We start from the raw sequence: 17,653 nt of genomic DNA on the forward strand, positions 1-17,653 counted from the left end.
CATGCGTATGAATGTCCCTTCCAGTAAAACGTATCGATACATTTTCGCTGGAGGAGGTATGTCTGCTCTATCTTTGGTTTATTTTTTAAGTCAAAGTAAGCGAGCGAAAGAGCCTATGTTAATCATTGACCTTTCCAGTAAATCTGAAAATGATAAAACCTGGTGTTATTGGTCAGATAGGCCCGAAGAGTTTGATGATTTGGCACAAAAAAGCTGGAAAAATTTATGGTTTCATGGTCCACATGGAAAGAGCATCGCTTTAGACATTGCTCCATTTCAATACCATAAAATCCGAAGTATAGACTGGTATACTTACATCAAAAAGCAGCTGAGTCAATTCCCCAACATTGAATTTTTACAAGCCGAGGTTCTACAAATTATTCCAGAAGAAAAAGATACCAAGGTCCAAAGTTCAATGGGAGATTTTTATGCCACGGATAAAGTTTTTGATTCCTTTACAGCTTACCCCTGCGAAATCAATAATCCGAAGCATATCAAGCAACATTTTCTAGGTTGGGAGATTGAATCCCACTTCCCCATCTTTAAATCAGATGCGGTTCACTTATTTGATTTCCGAGTGGCACAAGGAAAAGAATGTGAGTTTATGTACATCCTTCCCACATCATCTAAAAAAGCATTATTCGAATATACATTTTTCTCCGCCCATGTGAGAGAAGCTTCCTTTTATCGAGATAAAATCAAATCTTATTTGCAGGCATTTTATGGATTGGGCGAAGAAGACTATCAAATCAAAGAAGAAGAAAAAGGGATTATTCCAATGTGTTTAGATCAAAGGGCTCGTCAAAGGATATCCGAAAAAATCATCCGAATAGGTACTTCGGGGGGCTTTGTCAAAGCTTCCACGGGTTACAGTTTTTTACGCACCCAGCGCATCAATCAAGCCTTAGCCAAAGAACTTGAAAAGGATCACCCGCAAGGCTTGATTCTTCCTCAACACATTTTTAAAACCTGGCTGGATAAGGTCTTTTTACAAGTGCTTTTAGAACAATCCAAGGCAGGGAGTGAGGTATTTGAAGCTTTATTTCAAAAAAATAAAGGAAGTAAAATGCTGCGCTTTTTGGATGAAAAAACCAGTTTTTGGGAAGATCTCAGCTTGATGGCCAGTGTTCCCACCCTACCTTTTATGCGCGCCGTTTACCACTTAATCATTAGCTCAAAATAAGTGTTTAAAAGCTAAAATAGCATTTGTAGCTTCGTAAGATAAATTGTATTTTTGTCAGAATTATAACATCAAACATATAAACTGTTTCGCCAATGGCATACTTATTCACGTCTGAATCGGTATCTGAAGGACATCCCGATAAGGTGGCCGATCAAATCTCAGATGCACTCATTGACCACTTCATGGCTTTTGATCCTACTTCAAAAGTAGCTTGTGAAACATTGGTTACTACAGGTCAAGTGATTTTAGCTGGAGAAGTTAAAACAAATACCTACCTAGATGTTCAAGCAATTACCCGAGAAGTAATTCGTAAGATTGGTTATACTAAATCAGAATACATGTTTGAAGCCAATTCATGTGGTATTTTATCTGCCATTCATGAACAATCGGCTGACATCAACCAAGGTGTAGAGCGTGCCAATCCAGAGGAGCAAGGCGCAGGTGACCAAGGAATGATGTTTGGTTTTGCTACGAAAGAAACAGATAATTACATGCCTTTGGCATTGGATTTAGCCCATAAAATTCTTCAGGAATTATCCAACATTCGTAACAACGAGTCTGGATTAATTGGCTACTTGCGTCCTGATGCTAAATCTCAAGTAACAATTGAATACTCCGATGATCATGTACCACAACGTATTGATACGATCGTAGTTTCAACCCAACATGATGATTTTGCAGCAGAACCAGAAATGCTGGCAAAAATCAAAAAAGATATTGTTGAAATCGTTATTCCTCGCGTTAAAGCTAGTTTGAAACCTGAATTACAGGCATTATTCAATGATGCGATTACCTACCACATTAATCCAACAGGGAAATTTGTGATTGGTGGTCCTCACGGTGATACGGGTTTAACAGGTCGTAAGATTATTGTTGATACCTATGGTGGAAAAGGTGCTCACGGTGGTGGGGCATTTTCAGGAAAAGATCCTTCCAAAGTAGACCGTTCAGCAGCCTATGCCACGCGCCATATTGCGAAAAACTTAGTTGCGGCAGGTTTGTGCGATCAAGTCTTGGTTCAAGTTTCTTATGCGATCGGTGTAGCTAAACCTTGTGGTTTGTTCATTGATACTTATGGAACAGCGAAAGTGAACTTAACAGACGGAGAAATCGCTAGAAAGGTAGAAGAGATTTTTGACATGCGTCCTTATTTCATCGAACAACGTTTGAAATTAAGAAACCCAATATATTCTGAAACAGCTGCTTATGGACACATGGGTCGTAAAAACGAAGTAGTTAACAAAACTTTCGTTGGACCTAATGGACAAAAAATCAGTCAAGAAGTAGAATTATTTACTTGGGAGAAATTAGATTATGTCGATGCGGTAAAAGCAGCTTTCCAAATTTAATTATACTTAAAATTGCATAAAAAAAAAGGGGACAAATTGTCCCCTTTTTCATGTTCATATAAAAACTACTCTGATATATCAAGAGCCGTTTTTGCAGCTTTAACTTGCGTTATTTTAGCCTTAAAGCGTTTAATCTGTTCTGCGATGGCATTCAATGCCAAATCTAAGGCTTCTTCAAAGGATCTTGCTTTCTCTTTGACAAACAAAATAGCCCCAGGTACAGCAATTTTTATTTCAAGTAACTTTTCTCTGACTTTCCCCTCCCCTTGTTCTATTTTAAGAAATACCTCTCCGCTGGTTATTCGATCATAAAAGGTTTCTAATTTGTTCAACTTAGCTTGGATACTCTCGACTAATTTACGATCCGCTGTAAAGTGGATGGCATGAACTTGCACTTTCATAAGCTTGAAATTTAAAGGTGAAATAATGCTTTGGGAATCCGACAAAGCCTACAACATAAAGAACGTTCTAGATTCATCAGAAATGTAGAATATTTTCAAAACGATGTCAAGCATTTCAAGAATAATTTTAAAATTAGTTTTTAGTCAAAAATTTGAATAGTTGTGTCATGTTTTGAAAATCATTGAATTAAGAAATGATTAAATCCATTCTATTCGGATAAGTCGAACCGCTATTTCCTGCTGCCTAAAAAAATCATGCCAAAAAAACTGAATGGCAGAAAGATGATCGTTGGGGGATTTTACCTCGATAAAGGCATATTCCTCCCCTTTTTGGATAAATAAATCAGGAAAACCTTTGGCATGTGTCGCCAAATGTTGCCACATAAAGCTCACGACTTCGACTAAAGCAGACTTAGGAATCACTCGCACTAAGCGCTGAATCAGGTCGAAATCCAGATTTTGCCAGTCTACCAAAGGATTCATTTTTCCCTGATTTTGTGCTGCATTTTGTTCCAATAAATCCCACCAGCTTTTCTCATCATCGAAGAGTTTCAACAAAGTATGAAACTCCGCTTCTGAATCAATGGCAAAATTTTCACGGGCATAATGGCTAGGAGCATATTGGAATGGATGGTGAAATCCTGATCTATTCTGTTGAAATATCAATTCCCAAAACCAAAGCCCCATTAAATTCTTCCAAACTCGGTTTTCTGTAAAAGCGGCATAATAGCCTTGGTTTCTAAAATAATCGACCACACCTTCCTCTACTTGATCTTTCCATTCAATAGAAATAGTCAATTTTTCAGCTTCTTTCAAACTGGCTGTCACTTGTTTAATCTGCTTCTTAGAGGCTTGTTTCAATAAAAAGTCTTCAAAAAAATGCCTTTCCTTGGGATTGCTAATCAACTCCAAGCCAGTCCTTGCCCACATCAAAGCCTCATCCAATCGCTTAAGTTTTACTAACAGTCGGACCCGCCTTTCCAAAGATGCTCCCGCTAAACTTTCTTCATACAGGGATAGCGCCATTTCTAATTCACCTTGGCGTTCTAGCCAGCGAGCCACATGAAACAACGTCCTTTCAAAACTACCGATGCATAATTCCAATAATTCAGGAATCAATGGCCACATATTCGCTTGCCAACTAGACACCACTTCTTCCACAGCATGGTCCTCTTTCGACTTCTCAAAAAACCATTCTCGCCAAATACTGATACGCCATTTCTGAATGGCTTCCTCCCGATTGGAAAAATATGGGACTAAATCTGCCTCATTGATGTCGATGAATTGTCGATGCCCCAAATCCCGAATTACAAAATCTGTTAAATCATGATTTCGACTTCCAAAAAATAAAAATTGAATGAAATGAAAATACGTGGTCTGCAAAGGCCTAATTAGGCCAATTTGGAGCTTTTCTAAGCGTAGAAGCAGTTCCTCTTCACGGATGTTTTCAACGATATACTGAAGTAAAATGGGTTTAGAAACTGATTTTGCCAAGGGGCTTTTTTGACCAGGAATTTGTAATAAATCGAAACAAATAGCCTTATTCAAATTGTTCAAGCATGCATAGACCGACTGCCCATTCGTCTGACCTATTCTTTCCAATAGATTCATGTGAAACAACTCCGTTTTAGCCTCTTCTAAGGAATGAATTTCAGGATAATGGAGTAAGTCTTCTTGAAACCAAATAGTTCTTCTTGAAGCAAGACGTAGATACAAACACTGGGCGGAAAAGGAGGAGGTTTCAAAATCACGTATAAAAGCCATTTCATTTTTATCCAACAGCTCAGCATAATGCTTTGTGACATAACGTAATACATATTGGAAATAATCCCAATAATAGGTGGGTGATAAATTAGCAATAGGACTATTATCCATATATGGAGGAACGTTCAAAGAGTAAAAATTGTACTATTCGACTAATAATTTCGAGATTTTCAACAGAAAATTAGATTTTTTCAACAATTAGCAAAACTTGGGTATATTTGCCTGCCTTATCTGAGGCACACGTATCCACTTACAATTTGAAACAAAAATAGTATGCAAACAGTCGCCAATTTCAATTTTGCTGGTAAAAAAGCCTTAGTTCGTGTTGATTTTAATGTGCCTTTAAACGAAAGGTACGAAATCACCGACGATACACGTATAAAAGCCACGATCCCTACTATTCAGAAAATTCTGAAAGATGGTGGTTCGGTTATTCTGATGTCACACTTAGGCAGACCAAAAGATGGTCCAACAGAAAAGTATTCATTGAAACACCTAGTGACTCCCCTTTCCATCGTTTTTGGCATCAAAGTAAAATTTGCCCCAGATTGCATTGGTGAGGAGGCTGCTCAACTAGCTAGTGAATTACAAGCAGGTGAAATTCTTTTATTAGAAAATCTTCGTTTTTATAAAGAGGAAGAAAAAGGTGATGAGGAATTTGCGAAAAAATTAGCCAGTTTGGGTAATGTATGGGTGAATGATGCTTTTGGTACGGCTCACCGAGCACACGCCTCAACAGCCGTAATGGGTAAGTTTTTACCGGATCGTGTCAGTGGATATGTCATGCAAGCAGAAATTGATAATGCGAAAAAAATCTTAGAATTTGCTGATAGACCATTTACGGCCATCATGGGTGGTTCTAAAATATCCGATAAAATCTTAATTATTGAGCAACTATTAGATAAAGTAGATAATTTGATCATTGGTGGTGGTATGACCTATACTTTTTCCTTGGCAGAGGGAGGAAAAATTGGAAAATCTATTTCTGAGCCTGATAAAGTAGATTTAGCTAAAAGTCTATTGGAAAAAGCAAAGGCCAAAGGTGTTAATATTTACATGCCATTGGACAATGTGGTGGCAGATGATTTTAGTAACTCAGCCAATAGACAAATTGTCGATAAAGGCGAAATTCCAGATGGTTGGGAAGGTTTAGACATTGGTCCAAAGACCATTGAACTATTCCAAAAAGTCGTTTCTGAATCAAAAACCATCCTTTGGAATGGACCTATGGGTGTATTTGAATTTCCTAATTTTGCTAAAGGTACCAATGCCATTGCTGATGCTGTAGTTAAAGCGACAGAAGAAAACGGAGCCTTTTCATTAATTGGTGGAGGTGATTCAGCTTCAGCCATTAACAATGCAGGTTATGGCGACCGCGTAAGTTATGTATCTACCGGTGGTGGAGCTCTATTAGAATACATGGAAGGTAAGGTCTTACCAGGCGTAGCAGCATTAGAAGCATAATACCAATCAATATAAATATTGAAAATAGCGTGAAAGGCGAGGGAACTATTCCTCGCCTTTTTGTATTTTAGCTTATTGCCAATCTGATCTGCATACATGATTCATTTTTCATCGCCAACACAAGTAAAATCAAGCATACTTAGTCTTGATAGTCGTCAAATCTATTTACCCCAACAAACGGCCTTTTTTGCGGTCAGAGGGGTACATCATGATGGCCATCAATACATTGAACCTTTGTATCATCTTGGTATCCGAGAATTCATTGTAGAAAGTGCCGCCTGGTCTGGTATATTAGCCGAAAAAGCTAAAAAATGGACGCAGGCAGATTTCTGGGTAGTTGATAGTAGTATCCATTGTCTGCAAGAAATAGCTAGTATTCATCGTAAAGGCTTTTCGATTCCAGTCATTGGAATTACAGGATCCAATGGAAAAACCACCTGCAAAGAATGGTTGGCTACCTTATTACAAAGTAAATTTTCCATAGTCAAAAGCCCAAAAAGTTTCAATTCGCAAATTGGTGTTCCTTTATCTGTTTGGGGTTTAAAAGCCCAACACCAGATTGCCATTTTTGAAGCAGGTATATCACGTGTAGGGGAAATGCAGCGAATAGAAAAAATCATCCAACCTACTTGGGGAATATTCACTCATTTTGGCGAAGCGCATGGACAAAATTTTGAATCAGATCAACAAAAACTACAGGAAAAACTACAGCTTTTTTCTCATGTGGAAAAATTGGTATACCGCCGAAAAAACTCCGAGCAGGATTCCATCAAAGTGGAAATGCAATCCATCAATCCACAAGTAGAACTCATAGCCTGGAGTACGGAGGACATGGCCAACTGCCTCTATGTCTATTGGAAAATAGGGCCAAAAGAAACCCATATACGGATTAAAAAACCAGCTCAAAGCGAAGCGTTTCTAGATGTCAAAACCGAACTAACGGATGAAGCCTATTTGGAAAATCTGTGCCATTGCCTCATTATGGCGCATGTGGCAGGTTTAAGTGTAGAAGAAATACAGGCCAGAACCAAATGGATACGTCCAATTTCCATGCGCCTTGAGATTAAAGAAGGACTTAGAAATAATCAGATCATAGACGATTCCTATAATAATGATTTAGATGGATTGCAATTAGCTTTACCTCTGCTCAAAAAATACGAACATAAAAAGCGCGTATTAATCATCAGTGATTTCATTGAAGCAGGCATAGTGGCAGCTGAGCTATATCCTAAAATCGCCACCTTGCTTCAATCCCAAAAAATTGATCAACTCATTGGTGTGGGAGATCAGCTAATTAAATATCAAGATTCATTCAAAGAAATAGATGTATTTTATAATACCGAAGACCTCATTACAAGTGGAATATTAAATCAAATCAGCGATGCTGTGGTACTCTTAAAAGGTGCCCGAAAGTTCAATTTTGAACAAATAACCCAACTGCTCGAGACAAAAACACATTGTACCAAATTAGAGGTCAATTTAGATGCGCTACAGAACAATCTAACGTATTTCAAGGAAACCATTGGACCTGATACCAAACTCATGGTCATGGTCAAAGCTTTCGCCTATGGAGCAGGTGCCGTGGAAATTGCCCAGGTATTACAACAACAAGGGATTGATTACCTTACAGTAGCCTACACCGATGAAGGCGTACAATTGCGTAAAAATGGCATTTATTGCCCCATCATGGTCATGAATCCGCAAATTGGAGAATTGGATACCTTAAGCAATTTTGCTTTAGAACCCGAAGTCTATTCCATGTCCATGCTAGAAGCTATTGATGAATATAGCCATGCCCATAATAAAAGCATCAAAATTCATATAAAGCTAGACACAGGGATGAAACGCTTAGGCTTTAGTCCAGATCAATGTAAAGAATTAACCCAAAAAATAGCCAGCATGCCACAGGTATGGGTTGCCAGTATACTGAGTCATTTAGTCGCCTCTGAATCGCTGAAACATCAAAAATTCACTGAAAAACAAGTGGAATTATTTGAAAAAATGACGCAAAAAATCATCCGAACATTAGGTTATACTCCTTTACGACATATTGCCAATTCAGCAGCCATTAAAAATTACCCTTCAGCACGCTATGAAATGGTCCGCTTAGGCATCAGTTTGTATGGAATTTCAGAAAATAAAGAAGAAAAGAAATCACTAGAAAATGTACTTACCTTAAAAACCTATATATCTCAAATCAAAGACATCAAGAAAAACGAAACCATTGGCTATGGTAGAAAGGGGAAATTAAAGTCAAATGGTCGCATCGCAACCCTCGCCTTAGGCTATGCTGATGGTTATTCTCGAAGCCTTGGAATGGGTAAAGGAATGTTCGAAATCAATGGCCATTTATGCCCTACGGTAGGTTCCATTTGTATGGATATGTGCATGGTAGATATTAGTCATTTACCACTGGTTAAAGAAGGAGATGAGGCCATTGCCTTTGGAGGAAAAATACAATTAACTGATTTGGCACATCAAGCTAAAACCATCCCGTATGAACTCATGACCAACATCAGCGAACGCGTGAAAAGGGTCTATGTGAAAAACTAAATTGTCATAATTATAAGCAAATTTGGAGCCGCCAGAATTCTTGCAAATCCCATACCTCAGATGAAATTCTGGGGTATTTTTTTGTGTAAAATCTGCTAGATTTTGGAGTTAATCCAGAACTCATGAAATTCACATTCATTCAATAATCTTAATATCATTTGAAATAGTTGAACAATTGGGTCTTAAACCTAAATAAACATTAATTAGTCATAATACTAAATATAATTATCAACATAACTAATTATTTAGCTATTAGGCAAATTATAATTAGCTATATTGACAAATAATTAATTGTTCGACTAAATAAGCTTTCCGTACTCATCCCCTTGACTATTTTTGGATAATACATTGAATTGTACTAAATTAGCTAAATAGATAATTTTAATATGCAAGTAGAGTCTATAGCCAAAGCATTAGGTGATGAATCGAGGCGAAAGATTGTGGAGCTTTTGAAGGATGGTGAGCTGCCTGCCAGTACCATTTTTGAACAATTTGACTATGCTGCACCTACTATATCTAGACACCTATCCGTACTTAAAGAAGCTGGCTTAGTGAGTACCCGTAGGAATGGAGTATTCATCTATTATTCCTTAGAAAAGGAAGCCTTACAAGTGATACAAAACTGGTTAGCTCCTCTCCTAGGCACGGCGCCTGAAAAGCCAAAATCTGCTCCAAGAGAGCGAAGCCAAAAACCAAAAATCAAAACGGAGTCGAATCCCTTTGAGAAATTTCAAAGCGAATTTTAATCTTAGAATAATACTAATTTAATGAAACGATTTGTCATCATCATTCGGGGACCAGTAGCGGGAATTTCAGGTGAAAATTCAATGGCCACAGAAGAAGAATTAGAGCAAATTAGAACCTGGCTAAAGGGTTTAAAATCCAGCTATGAAGACATGTTGTATCAGAAATTTTCAGGTCATCAAATGCACTTGACTGCAACGGGAAATTTGGATTCCAAATTAATCAATCAAATTGACGGAGGTGAAATTTCTCAAATTGTTACTTTAATTTTACCCGACTGGGAAGAAGCCCAGAGAATTGCCACTACTTTTCCCTTTGTTAGTTCATTTTACAGTATTGAACTCCGCGAAATGGCCTAATATCATAAAAAAAGCCCCATACATCACGTATAGGGCTTTTTTTATATAAATCGCTGAGAATCGTGTATATAGGAGCTCTTTACAGATTGATTTCTCCTACCATATTCTCAGGGCGAACCCATTCATCAAACTCTTCTGCGCTTACATACCCCAAGGAAATCGCTGTTTCCTTCAAAGTAGAGCCATTTTTATGAGCCGTTTGAGCAATTTCAGCTGATTTGTAATACCCAATCTTGGTATTCAAGGCGGTAACGAGCATCAAGGAATTATTTACGTGCTTTTGAATATTTTCTTTCAATGGTTCAATCCCCACAGCACATTTATCATTGAATGCCGTACAAACATCTCCGATCAAACGAGCTGAATGCAAGAAATTATAAATCATCACCGGCTTAAATACGTTCAGCTCAAAATGCCCCGAAGCTCCGCCAATGTTGATGGCAACATCATTCCCCAATACTTGGGCAGCCACCATGGTCATGGCTTCACATTGGGTAGGATTTACTTTACCTGGCATGATGGATGAGCCTGGCTCATTATCTGGAATATAAATTTCTCCAATTCCTGAACGAGGACCTGAAGATAACATACGTACATCATTTCCAATCTTCATTAAACTCACGGCAACTGTTTTTAAAGCTCCGTGTGCTTCTACTATAGCATCATGTGCCGCCAAGGCTTCAAACTTGTTTTCGGCAGTTCTAAATGGCAATCCTGTCAGCGTAGCGATATGTTCCGCTACATTCTCAGAATAGCCTGCGGGCGTGTTGATACCAGTACCTACCGCTGTTCCACCTAAAGCCAATTCGCTCAAGTGATCTAAAGTATTATTGATGGCTTTTAAACCATGATTCAATTGAGATACATAACCAGAAAATTCTTGTCCCAAGGTCAATGGAGTAGCATCCATGAAGTGAGTACGACCAATCTTCACGACATCCTTAAATGCCTTCGCCTTAGCAGCTAAGGTATCACGTAATTTAGTAATTCCTGGAATAGTCGTTTCCATCAAAATTTGATAGGCCGCTATGTGCATAGCCGTTGGGAAGGTATCATTAGAAGACTGTGATTTATTCACATCATCGTTTGGATGAACTACTTTCTTTTCATCCATCAAATTTCCACCTTGTAAAACATGTGCACGGTAGGCTATCACCTCATTGCAATTCATATTAGATTGCGTACCTGAACCTGTTTGCCAAACTACCAATGGGAATTGATCTGCCCATTGACCAGCTAAAATTTCATCACATACTTGTGCAATGAGCTCTTTTTTAGATTCATCCAATACTCCCGCTTCAAAATTCGTGATAGCAGCAGCTTTTTTCAAGAATGCAAATGCCCGAATAATCTCTTTAGGCATTTTATTGATGTCTTGCGCAATGGGAAAATTCTCAATGGAACGTTGGGTTTGTGCACCCCAATACACGTGTGCAGGCACTTTCACCTGACCCATCGTATCTTTTTCTATTCTATACTCCATAAGGTAGCTTTGTGTTAAATTTGTAAGGAAAAAACAAAAATACCACCAAAACAAACAAGTCGCACACCTTTTTAAAATAAATAGCCAACATGATTATCATTTACGGAATACCTGCCTGCAATACCATGAAAAAAGCCTTTGAATATTTGAAAAATCAAGGGCTAACGTATGAATTTCATGATTATAAAAAGAAAGGAATTAGTCCTGAAACCTTGAGCATATTTTTGGAAAAATTGGGACCAGCAAGCGTATTAAACAAAAATGGCAGTACGTATAAACAATTGGAGGATGCCACTAAAAATAACTTAGAAAATCCAGATGCCCTTTTTGAATTTCTAAGTCAAAAAACCTCTGCCATTAAACGACCTATATTGGTGGATGGAGAGAAAATAATCGCCGGTTTTGATGAGGCTAAATTAGCCGCTTGGTTAAAGTCATAAGTCAAGCCTTCATCTGGGAAATTGCCTTAAAGATGCTGTCTAATTCTCCGACTTGGGTGGTATAGCATTCAAGACAGGTAAATGAAGATGAAAACGAAAAGCCAAAATCCTAACAGATATAACCACCGAAGCGGCAATTAGCTCCGTCCAGGTAGTGGACAATTGCCCATATTGGCAAGCGAAATAAACCAAACCTCCAGCGACGCAGGCTAGAGCATAGATATCTTTTCTCAATAAAAGGGGTACTTCATTCAACAAAACATCTCTTAGCAAGCCTCCTACCGAACCGGTAATGGTCCCCATGACGATACACACCCAAAAGGGCAATTGGGCATCCATGGATTTACTAATTCCTACGATGGTCACTAAACCCAAGCCAATGGCATCAAATAAAAACAACATATTCCACCATTTGACAAGGCGCTCTTTCAACAAAAGCATGGCAATTAAAGCAATTCCTGTAGTTAGAAAATAGCGCCCATCCAGCATCCAAAAAGGTCGGATGCCCAACAATAAATCACGAACTGTCCCCCCTCCTATAGCAGTAACGAGTCCAATGATATAAGCCCCAAACCAATCAATTTGTTTCCCTGAAGCCAAGCGAATACCACTGACTGCAAAGGCAAAGGTGCCAATGAAATCAATCAGGATGGTGAAATAATTTTCCAAGGAATTACATTAATTGATGAGCTAAAGAAGGCTCAAATTACGCAGGAATCACGTAAAATAATTACACATAAACATATAAATTCACACCGAGAGCAGAGATTCTGCTTTCAGTGTGAATAAAACAGTTGTTTATTAGCTTAATCTGCAGTGGTTGGATCTATGATGGTAAAAACTTCACTGACCAAATTGGCAGGAAAACCTCCTAGCCGAGCATGCTCCAAAATCATTTCAGGATTGGGTGCTTTATACACACAGTAAATTTTATCATTGGTTACGTAACTCTGGAGCCATTTGATTTCTGGTCCCAAATTATTTAACACACTACACGAAGTTTGGGAAATAGATTTCAATTGATCATTTGACAGATTTCCTGCTCCAGGAATCTCTCTTTCTATTAGGTAAGTTGCCATGATAAATTAATCTAGAATATGCTGTTGCCTACTCGAAACGGTTTTCGGCGTACCCGATAATTTCTTTATGCCCTGATTCTCATCAGGCCACCTCTTTTGAAATATCACCGTATCTATCTCAAAAACAAGACATTACGATTAAAAGATAGGGTTCTTTTAGAAAATAAACAAGTGATTAATCGAACCTAAAACCATTCTTCTTCAAAATCTATTAAATTAAGCAATAAGGCCAAAATGAAGGCATTACTAGCATACCGTTAAATAAATTTCGCTTTAGCCAAAGCACAAAAAAGAGCCAAGGAATCCCTAAGCTCTTTTTAACCATTGAGTCAAATGTTTATGTATTCGAATGGAAATAGATTGTTTTTAATTTTATAATTTAAAATTTGTCTAAATACCTAATTAGTTTTTATAAAACACCCATTTACTAATCTCTTTCCAGGTCATTTTCTTGCCATACATTAAGATACCCACTCGGTAAATTCGAGAAGATAACCAGCTGCAAGCTAAGAATCCGCCAACCAGCAATGCCATGGAAAGTACTATCTCCCAGGTAGGAACACCATAAGGTAAACGAACCATCATATTGATAGGCGAAGTAAAAGGAATAATGGAAGCCCAAAATGCGATATTGCTATCGGGATCTTGCATGGTGAACTGGGCCAATATAAATGCCAAAATGATAGGAATCATCACCGGAAAAGTAAATTGCTGGGCCTCAGCAGCACTTTCTACAGCCGAACCAATAGCTGCAAAAAGAGAGCTATACAGTAGATAACCAAACAAAAAGTAAAAGAAGAATGAGCCCAAAATCAAGGGAATATTGGTACTTTCAATCACCTTGTTTAACTCTTCCATAGGCTGTGTGCTTGACTCAACCTTGGCTACACTTTTCTTTAATTCCTCGGAATTACTTGTATTAGCGACAGTAGCCATTCTGGAGGGAGCTTGGTAAAATTTACTGGTTGCTGTTGATAAGCCCACTGTCAGCACAATCCAAAGCAAAAACTGGGTTAATCCCACCATACCTACACCTAGGATCTTACCCAACATCAATTGGTAAGGCTTAATGGAAGAAATAATAACTTCAATAATCCGACTACTCTTCTCTTCAATAACCCCATTCATAACCTGTGAACCATAGAGCAATAAGCTCAAATACAATAAAAAACCTAAAATTGCAGCTAATATCATGGCTCCTCCCGAACTGGAAGTTGTTTCCGCCCCATGCTTGGAAACCGTGATGGTCTCACTGGATATATCCACTTGTGTTTCCTTGTATTTCAACGTAGAAATCCCTGCATTACGCAGCAAAATCTCACGTACTTTATTTTGAACCATCCGCTCTATATCACTCTTCAACGACAAGCTCAAATTCTTCTCCGAGTAAATTTTTAAACCTTGAGGATTCTTTAAAATATCTGCTGGGATAGTGGCAAAAGCATCATATCCTTGCTTGTCGAAAGTTTTCTTAATATTGGCCACATCACCTGTTACTAATTGAAAGGCAATTTCCTTATCGGCCAAATCTTTCTGTTCAAAAAGCCCACTCCCATCCCAAATGGCCACTTGCTTTACTTCTTTATCCCGTGTGGCTAACCAGATGGGAACGGCATAAATAGCCGTTAATAATAATGGCGCTACCAAAGAGGCGATCCAAAAGGATTTCTTACTCACTCGAGTCAAATACTCCCTTTTTATAACTAAAAATATCTTGTTCATGTTGATGCGATTAATTTGTTTCTTGGACTACTTGAATGAATATATCATTGAATGAAGGTATCAATTCCTGAAATTTCTGGACTTGCACTTGTGGGATCAATTGACCCAACAAGTGATTGGGACTAACAGCCTCTTGCAACTTAAACACTCCCTTCTTACTGCTTTGATCACCCGACATTTCTAGACTTATTAAGTCCACTCCTTGTAGTTCTTGGGTCAAATCACCCTCAAATATCACTTCAAACTGATGCGCCTTGAATCGATTACGAACTTCATCTTTTTCTCCTGTCAACACCACTTGAGAATGATTGATTAAGGCAATGGAATCACATAATTCTTCCACGGATTCCATCCGGTGTGTAGAAAACAAAATGCTGGTTCCACGGTCTTTTAAGGCCAATATTTCATCTTTTAACATGTTCGCATTGATGGGGTCAAAACCAGAAAATGGCTCATCCAAAATCAATAATTTAGGTTCATGAACAACGGTAGAGATAAACTGTGTTTTTTGCTGCATTCCCTTCGATAAATCATCGACTTGCTTATCCCACCACTCCTTGATATCCAAGCGGATAAACCAATCCTTTAAACGAGAGATCGATTCCTGACGAGATAGCCCTTTTAATTGAGCTAAATATATCAATTGCTCCCCGACCTTCATTTTCTTATACAAGCCACGCTCTTCGGGCAAATAACCAATTTGCTCTACATGTTTGGACGATAAGCGTTCTCCATCAAAAAGAATCTGACCTTCATCAGGAGCCGTAATTTGGGTAATAATGCGAATTAAAGACGTTTTTCCTGCTCCATTGGGTCCTAATAAACCAAAGATTTTGCCTTTGGGTATTTCGAGACTTACCCGATCTAAGGCCACATGGCTGGAATAACGTTTAACAACGTCTTGAATAGATAATATCATGTTAGGGTATGTTATAATTTCACCTAAAATAAAAAATGCGTTCATCCTTTTTGTGTAAAAACGGATGAACGCAAAATTATGGGGATAAACGAAATAGCTCTATTTAGCTACAACAGTTCTCTTTTTTCTGACTGGACTAGCAGCGGTGGTTTTAGATTTGGCCGTTGCTTTTTTCGGACTAACTGGAGCTGTAGATGCCACCTCCGAACCTACAATTTTGGCCCCTTTAGTCAACAAGGCGATTTGCTTATCTTTAACTGCTTTCTTGGCTAATTTATCTTTCTTTTTAGCCTCTTTTTCCAATTGCTTTTTGGCTTTCTTGGCTTCCTTCTCTTTCAATTCCGCCAAAGCTTTCACTTGTTGGTCTTTTAACTTCTGGAATTTTTTAACAATTGTTGCAATGGCCTTATCTGCAGTATTGACCATTTTTTTAGCATTCTTATCATGTAAGCCACTTAATTTTGGCAAAATAGATAATGCTAGTTGTTCCATTAATGATTTGTCAGCTTTGCTCATACATTTTTATAACTATGGACATAAATCTAGAAAAGATTTACAGGAATAAAAATTTATTTGTGTTAAGTTTTTGAGCAAAAAGACAAATAAGAATGAATCTTAGTTAAACTGGGTTTTTGAGACAAAGTCCCAAACCACAATTCCTAGGCTGACAGATACATTGAGCGAATGTTTGGTTCCAAATTGTGGAATCTCCAGACAAACATCACTGACCGCAATCCACTCATCTTGAACACCAAATACTTCGTTCCCGAAAACAAAAGCATATTTCGCTCCTGACTCAGGTATAAAATCTTGAAGTGATTGGGAGGCTTCCACTTGCTCCACAGATACAATCTTATACCCTTGAGCTTGCAATAGAGCCATACAATCGGATGCCGTGGCACAATATTCCCAATCCACTGATTCATCAGCCCCAAGAGCAGTCTTGGTGATCTCACGATGGGGTGGCTGAGCACTGATACCACACAGATATATTTTTTCACAACGAAAAGCATCTGCCGTTCTAAAAGCTGAGCCTATATTATTCATACTACGAATATCATCCATGACAAGCACATAGGGAAATTTTTCCAATGCTTTAAAAGCAGGAACATCGAGCCGATTGAGCTCGTCCATGGATAACTTCTTTGACATGTTGTTGCTTCGAATTAATTAAGCAATCCAAGTAAATGGATAAGCTAATTCTGGAATTTTGATACGGTCAGCCAAACGCTCTAGTCGAGCTGGTAAAGCAGCTACATAATCCCTAGCCTTTTCTGCGGCATCATTCAAGCCCGTGATTTTCTCTACTTCCCAATCTTGAATTAAACCTTGCATGATGGTCACGTAATCTTGCGTAGTATAAACTCCGATTCGCTGTGCAGCATCCGAAAAATGCTCAAATAAAGAACTTTTCTGACCATTAATTTCACGTAGGAAATGAGCAGGCATCACAATTTTCTTTTTCATCATGTCAGCAAAAGCCAACATCATTTCGGAAGGATCTAATTTGAAAATTTCATTCACAAACCGGCGATATGCCTTGGCATGACGTAATTCATCAGCGGCAATTTGAGCACACATACGGGATAATTGAGGATTTCCGTGCTGTTTAGCTAATGAGGCTGTTCTACGGTGAGAAACATTGGTTGCCATCTCTTGAAAAGAAGTATATACAAAGTTTCTATAGGGATCAGAAGAGGTTCCAATATCAAAACCATCTGCAATTAAATACTGGGTTGAAACTGCCATAGCACGCATATCTACTTTACCAGAAAGATATAAATATGTGCTAAGCAAATTACCATGACGGTTTTCTTCTGCTGTCCAACTACGAATCCATTGTACCCAACCTTGTCCTTGATCAGTTACTTGGTTCACAGAATCCATCGCCATTAACCACGATTCATAAGTAGGCAAAGCTTCCTCTGTAATCGTATCTCCAATCAATACCGCCCAATAATCATAAGGTAGCTCCTGTGCAGCCTCTTGCAATAATTTCACCTCACTCAAAAAATTTTCTTTCGTTGAATCAGGTAACATATCAGAAGGCTGCCAATTGGATTCAATTGGATTCAAATACTCTTGGACATAGGCGTCCATGTTTTTGGCAAGTTCAGACATTACCTCCACACGATTGGCAAATTGAGACATGGGATTTCGTTTGGTTTGAATTGTTAAATTAAACGAAGATAC

At 38.3% G+C, this 17,653-nt stretch carries 17 protein-coding genes; 7 read left to right on the forward strand and 10 right to left on the reverse strand.

All coding sequences use genetic code 11. The features are described 5' to 3' along the window. The first annotated feature begins 1 nt into the window (after nucleotide 1). Both EWU23_RS12885 and metK read left to right on the forward strand, forming a co-directional pair. Entirely contained in the window at nucleotides 2-1,183 is a 1,182-nt protein-coding gene (locus tag EWU23_RS12885) for a lycopene cyclase family protein (protein WP_205753180.1), read from the forward strand. A 92-nt stretch (nucleotides 1,184-1,275) separates the two neighbouring features. Continuing rightward, the gene (gene metK / locus EWU23_RS12890) at nucleotides 1,276-2,532 is read left to right on the forward strand and encodes a methionine adenosyltransferase (protein ID WP_166232856.1); all 1,257 of its coding nucleotides are present in this window, start codon (nucleotides 1,276-1,278) and stop codon (nucleotides 2,530-2,532) included. 65 nt (nucleotides 2,533-2,597) lie between these two features. Here the strand turns inward: metK and EWU23_RS12895 are convergent, their stop codons facing one another. Next, entirely contained in the window at nucleotides 2,598-2,933 is a 336-nt protein-coding gene (locus EWU23_RS12895) for an HPF/RaiA family ribosome-associated protein (protein WP_166232858.1), read from the reverse strand. A 198-nt stretch (nucleotides 2,934-3,131) separates the two neighbouring features. Continuing rightward, nucleotides 3,132-4,808, reverse strand: a complete 1,677-nt coding sequence (locus tag EWU23_RS12900; RefSeq protein WP_166232860.1) for a VRR-NUC domain-containing protein — start codon at nucleotides 4,806-4,808, stop codon at nucleotides 3,132-3,134. A 162-nt stretch (nucleotides 4,809-4,970) separates the two neighbouring features. Here EWU23_RS12900 and EWU23_RS12905 point away from each other — a divergent pair, with 162 nt between their 5' ends. From EWU23_RS12905 to EWU23_RS12920, 4 genes are all read left to right on the forward strand, one after another. Beyond that, entirely contained in the window at nucleotides 4,971-6,161 is a 1,191-nt protein-coding gene (locus EWU23_RS12905) for a phosphoglycerate kinase (protein ID WP_166232862.1), read from the forward strand. 96 nt (nucleotides 6,162-6,257) lie between these two features. After that, nucleotides 6,258-8,714 (forward strand): bifunctional UDP-N-acetylmuramoyl-tripeptide:D-alanyl-D-alanine ligase/alanine racemase, encoded by a 2,457-nt coding sequence (locus tag EWU23_RS12910; RefSeq protein WP_166232864.1) that lies wholly within the window; start codon nucleotides 6,258-6,260, stop codon nucleotides 8,712-8,714. A 386-nt stretch (nucleotides 8,715-9,100) separates the two neighbouring features. Beyond that, nucleotides 9,101-9,460: an ArsR/SmtB family transcription factor gene (locus EWU23_RS12915; protein ID WP_166232866.1), complete on the forward strand. Its 360-nt coding sequence runs from the start codon at nucleotides 9,101-9,103 to the stop codon at nucleotides 9,458-9,460. A 21-nt stretch (nucleotides 9,461-9,481) separates the two neighbouring features. Further along, nucleotides 9,482-9,817: a hypothetical protein gene (locus EWU23_RS12920; protein WP_166232868.1), complete on the forward strand. Its 336-nt coding sequence runs from the start codon at nucleotides 9,482-9,484 to the stop codon at nucleotides 9,815-9,817. 79 nt (nucleotides 9,818-9,896) lie between these two features. Here the strand turns inward: EWU23_RS12920 and fumC are convergent, their stop codons facing one another. Further along, nucleotides 9,897-11,300, reverse strand: a complete 1,404-nt coding sequence (gene fumC, locus EWU23_RS12925; RefSeq protein ID WP_166232870.1) for a class II fumarate hydratase — start codon at nucleotides 11,298-11,300, stop codon at nucleotides 9,897-9,899. Nucleotides 11,301-11,389: 89 nt separating this feature from the next. On the opposite strand from fumC, the gene EWU23_RS12930 reads away from it, so the two are divergent. Next, nucleotides 11,390-11,740, forward strand: a complete 351-nt coding sequence (locus EWU23_RS12930; protein WP_166232872.1) for a Spx/MgsR family RNA polymerase-binding regulatory protein — start codon at nucleotides 11,390-11,392, stop codon at nucleotides 11,738-11,740. A gap of 39 nt (nucleotides 11,741-11,779) precedes the next feature. On the opposite strand, the gene EWU23_RS12935 is transcribed toward EWU23_RS12930, so the two are convergent. The 7 genes from EWU23_RS12935 to EWU23_RS12965 form a co-directional block, all read right to left on the reverse strand. Continuing rightward, nucleotides 11,780-12,409 carry a trimeric intracellular cation channel family protein gene (locus EWU23_RS12935; protein WP_166232874.1) on the reverse strand — a complete coding sequence of 210 codons (630 nt, stop codon included), beginning with the start codon at nucleotides 12,407-12,409 and terminating at the stop codon, nucleotides 11,780-11,782. A gap of 137 nt (nucleotides 12,410-12,546) precedes the next feature. Continuing rightward, nucleotides 12,547-12,819 (reverse strand): DUF4242 domain-containing protein, encoded by a 273-nt coding sequence (locus EWU23_RS12940; protein WP_166232876.1) that lies wholly within the window; start codon nucleotides 12,817-12,819, stop codon nucleotides 12,547-12,549. A 402-nt stretch (nucleotides 12,820-13,221) separates the two neighbouring features. Continuing rightward, nucleotides 13,222-14,541, reverse strand: a complete 1,320-nt coding sequence (locus EWU23_RS12945) for an ABC transporter permease (protein WP_166232878.1) — start codon at nucleotides 14,539-14,541, stop codon at nucleotides 13,222-13,224. A 10-nt stretch (nucleotides 14,542-14,551) separates the two neighbouring features. Beyond that, the gene (locus EWU23_RS12950) at nucleotides 14,552-15,460 is read right to left on the reverse strand and encodes an ABC transporter ATP-binding protein (RefSeq protein ID WP_166232880.1); all 909 of its coding nucleotides are present in this window, start codon (nucleotides 15,458-15,460) and stop codon (nucleotides 14,552-14,554) included. A 99-nt stretch (nucleotides 15,461-15,559) separates the two neighbouring features. After that, a complete protein-coding gene (locus tag EWU23_RS12955; protein WP_166232882.1) occupies nucleotides 15,560-15,976 on the reverse strand; it encodes a hypothetical protein in 417 nt (138 codons plus the stop codon). A 99-nt stretch (nucleotides 15,977-16,075) separates the two neighbouring features. Next, nucleotides 16,076-16,612, reverse strand: a complete 537-nt coding sequence (locus EWU23_RS12960; protein WP_235942219.1) for a TrmH family RNA methyltransferase — start codon at nucleotides 16,610-16,612, stop codon at nucleotides 16,076-16,078. Between the two features lie 18 nt (nucleotides 16,613-16,630). Next, a complete protein-coding gene (locus tag EWU23_RS12965) occupies nucleotides 16,631-17,611 on the reverse strand; it encodes an acyl-ACP desaturase (RefSeq protein ID WP_235942220.1) in 981 nt (326 codons plus the stop codon). Nucleotides 17,612-17,653 lie beyond the last annotated feature (42 nt).

Origin of the sequence: Aquirufa beregesia (genome assembly GCF_011090385.1) — a bacterium.
In the GTDB taxonomy this organism is placed as follows: domain Bacteria; phylum Bacteroidota; class Bacteroidia; order Cytophagales; family Spirosomataceae; genus Aquirufa; species Aquirufa beregesia.

What these genes read in the sequence shown, in the direction of transcription:
- EWU23_RS12885 (WP_205753180.1), top strand. Translation starts at nt 2, where the DNA reads ATGCGTATGAATGTCCCTTCCAGTAAAACGTATCGATACATTTTCGCT.
- metK (WP_166232856.1), top strand. Translation starts at nt 1,276, where the DNA reads ATGGCATACTTATTCACGTCTGAATCGGTATCTGAAGGACATCCCGAT.
- EWU23_RS12895 (WP_166232858.1), bottom strand. Translation starts at nt 2,933, where the DNA reads ATGAAAGTGCAAGTTCATGCCATCCACTTTACAGCGGATCGTAAATTA.
- EWU23_RS12900 (WP_166232860.1), bottom strand. Translation starts at nt 4,808, where the DNA reads ATGGATAATAGTCCTATTGCTAATTTATCACCCACCTATTATTGGGAT.
- EWU23_RS12905 (WP_166232862.1), top strand. Translation starts at nt 4,971, where the DNA reads ATGCAAACAGTCGCCAATTTCAATTTTGCTGGTAAAAAAGCCTTAGTT.
- EWU23_RS12910 (WP_166232864.1), top strand. Translation starts at nt 6,258, where the DNA reads ATGATTCATTTTTCATCGCCAACACAAGTAAAATCAAGCATACTTAGT.
- EWU23_RS12915 (WP_166232866.1), top strand. Translation starts at nt 9,101, where the DNA reads ATGCAAGTAGAGTCTATAGCCAAAGCATTAGGTGATGAATCGAGGCGA.
- EWU23_RS12920 (WP_166232868.1), top strand. Translation starts at nt 9,482, where the DNA reads ATGAAACGATTTGTCATCATCATTCGGGGACCAGTAGCGGGAATTTCA.
- fumC (WP_166232870.1), bottom strand. Translation starts at nt 11,300, where the DNA reads ATGGAGTATAGAATAGAAAAAGATACGATGGGTCAGGTGAAAGTGCCT.
- EWU23_RS12930 (WP_166232872.1), top strand. Translation starts at nt 11,390, where the DNA reads ATGATTATCATTTACGGAATACCTGCCTGCAATACCATGAAAAAAGCC.
- EWU23_RS12940 (WP_166232876.1), bottom strand. Translation starts at nt 12,819, where the DNA reads ATGGCAACTTACCTAATAGAAAGAGAGATTCCTGGAGCAGGAAATCTG.
- EWU23_RS12945 (WP_166232878.1), bottom strand. Translation starts at nt 14,541, where the DNA reads ATGAACAAGATATTTTTAGTTATAAAAAGGGAGTATTTGACTCGAGTG.
- EWU23_RS12950 (WP_166232880.1), bottom strand. Translation starts at nt 15,460, where the DNA reads ATGATATTATCTATTCAAGACGTTGTTAAACGTTATTCCAGCCATGTG.
- EWU23_RS12955 (WP_166232882.1), bottom strand. Translation starts at nt 15,976, where the DNA reads ATGAGCAAAGCTGACAAATCATTAATGGAACAACTAGCATTATCTATT.
- EWU23_RS12960 (WP_235942219.1), bottom strand. Translation starts at nt 16,612, where the DNA reads ATGTCAAAGAAGTTATCCATGGACGAGCTCAATCGGCTCGATGTTCCT.
- EWU23_RS12965 (WP_235942220.1), bottom strand. Translation starts at nt 17,611, where the DNA reads ATGTCTCAATTTGCCAATCGTGTGGAGGTAATGTCTGAACTTGCCAAA.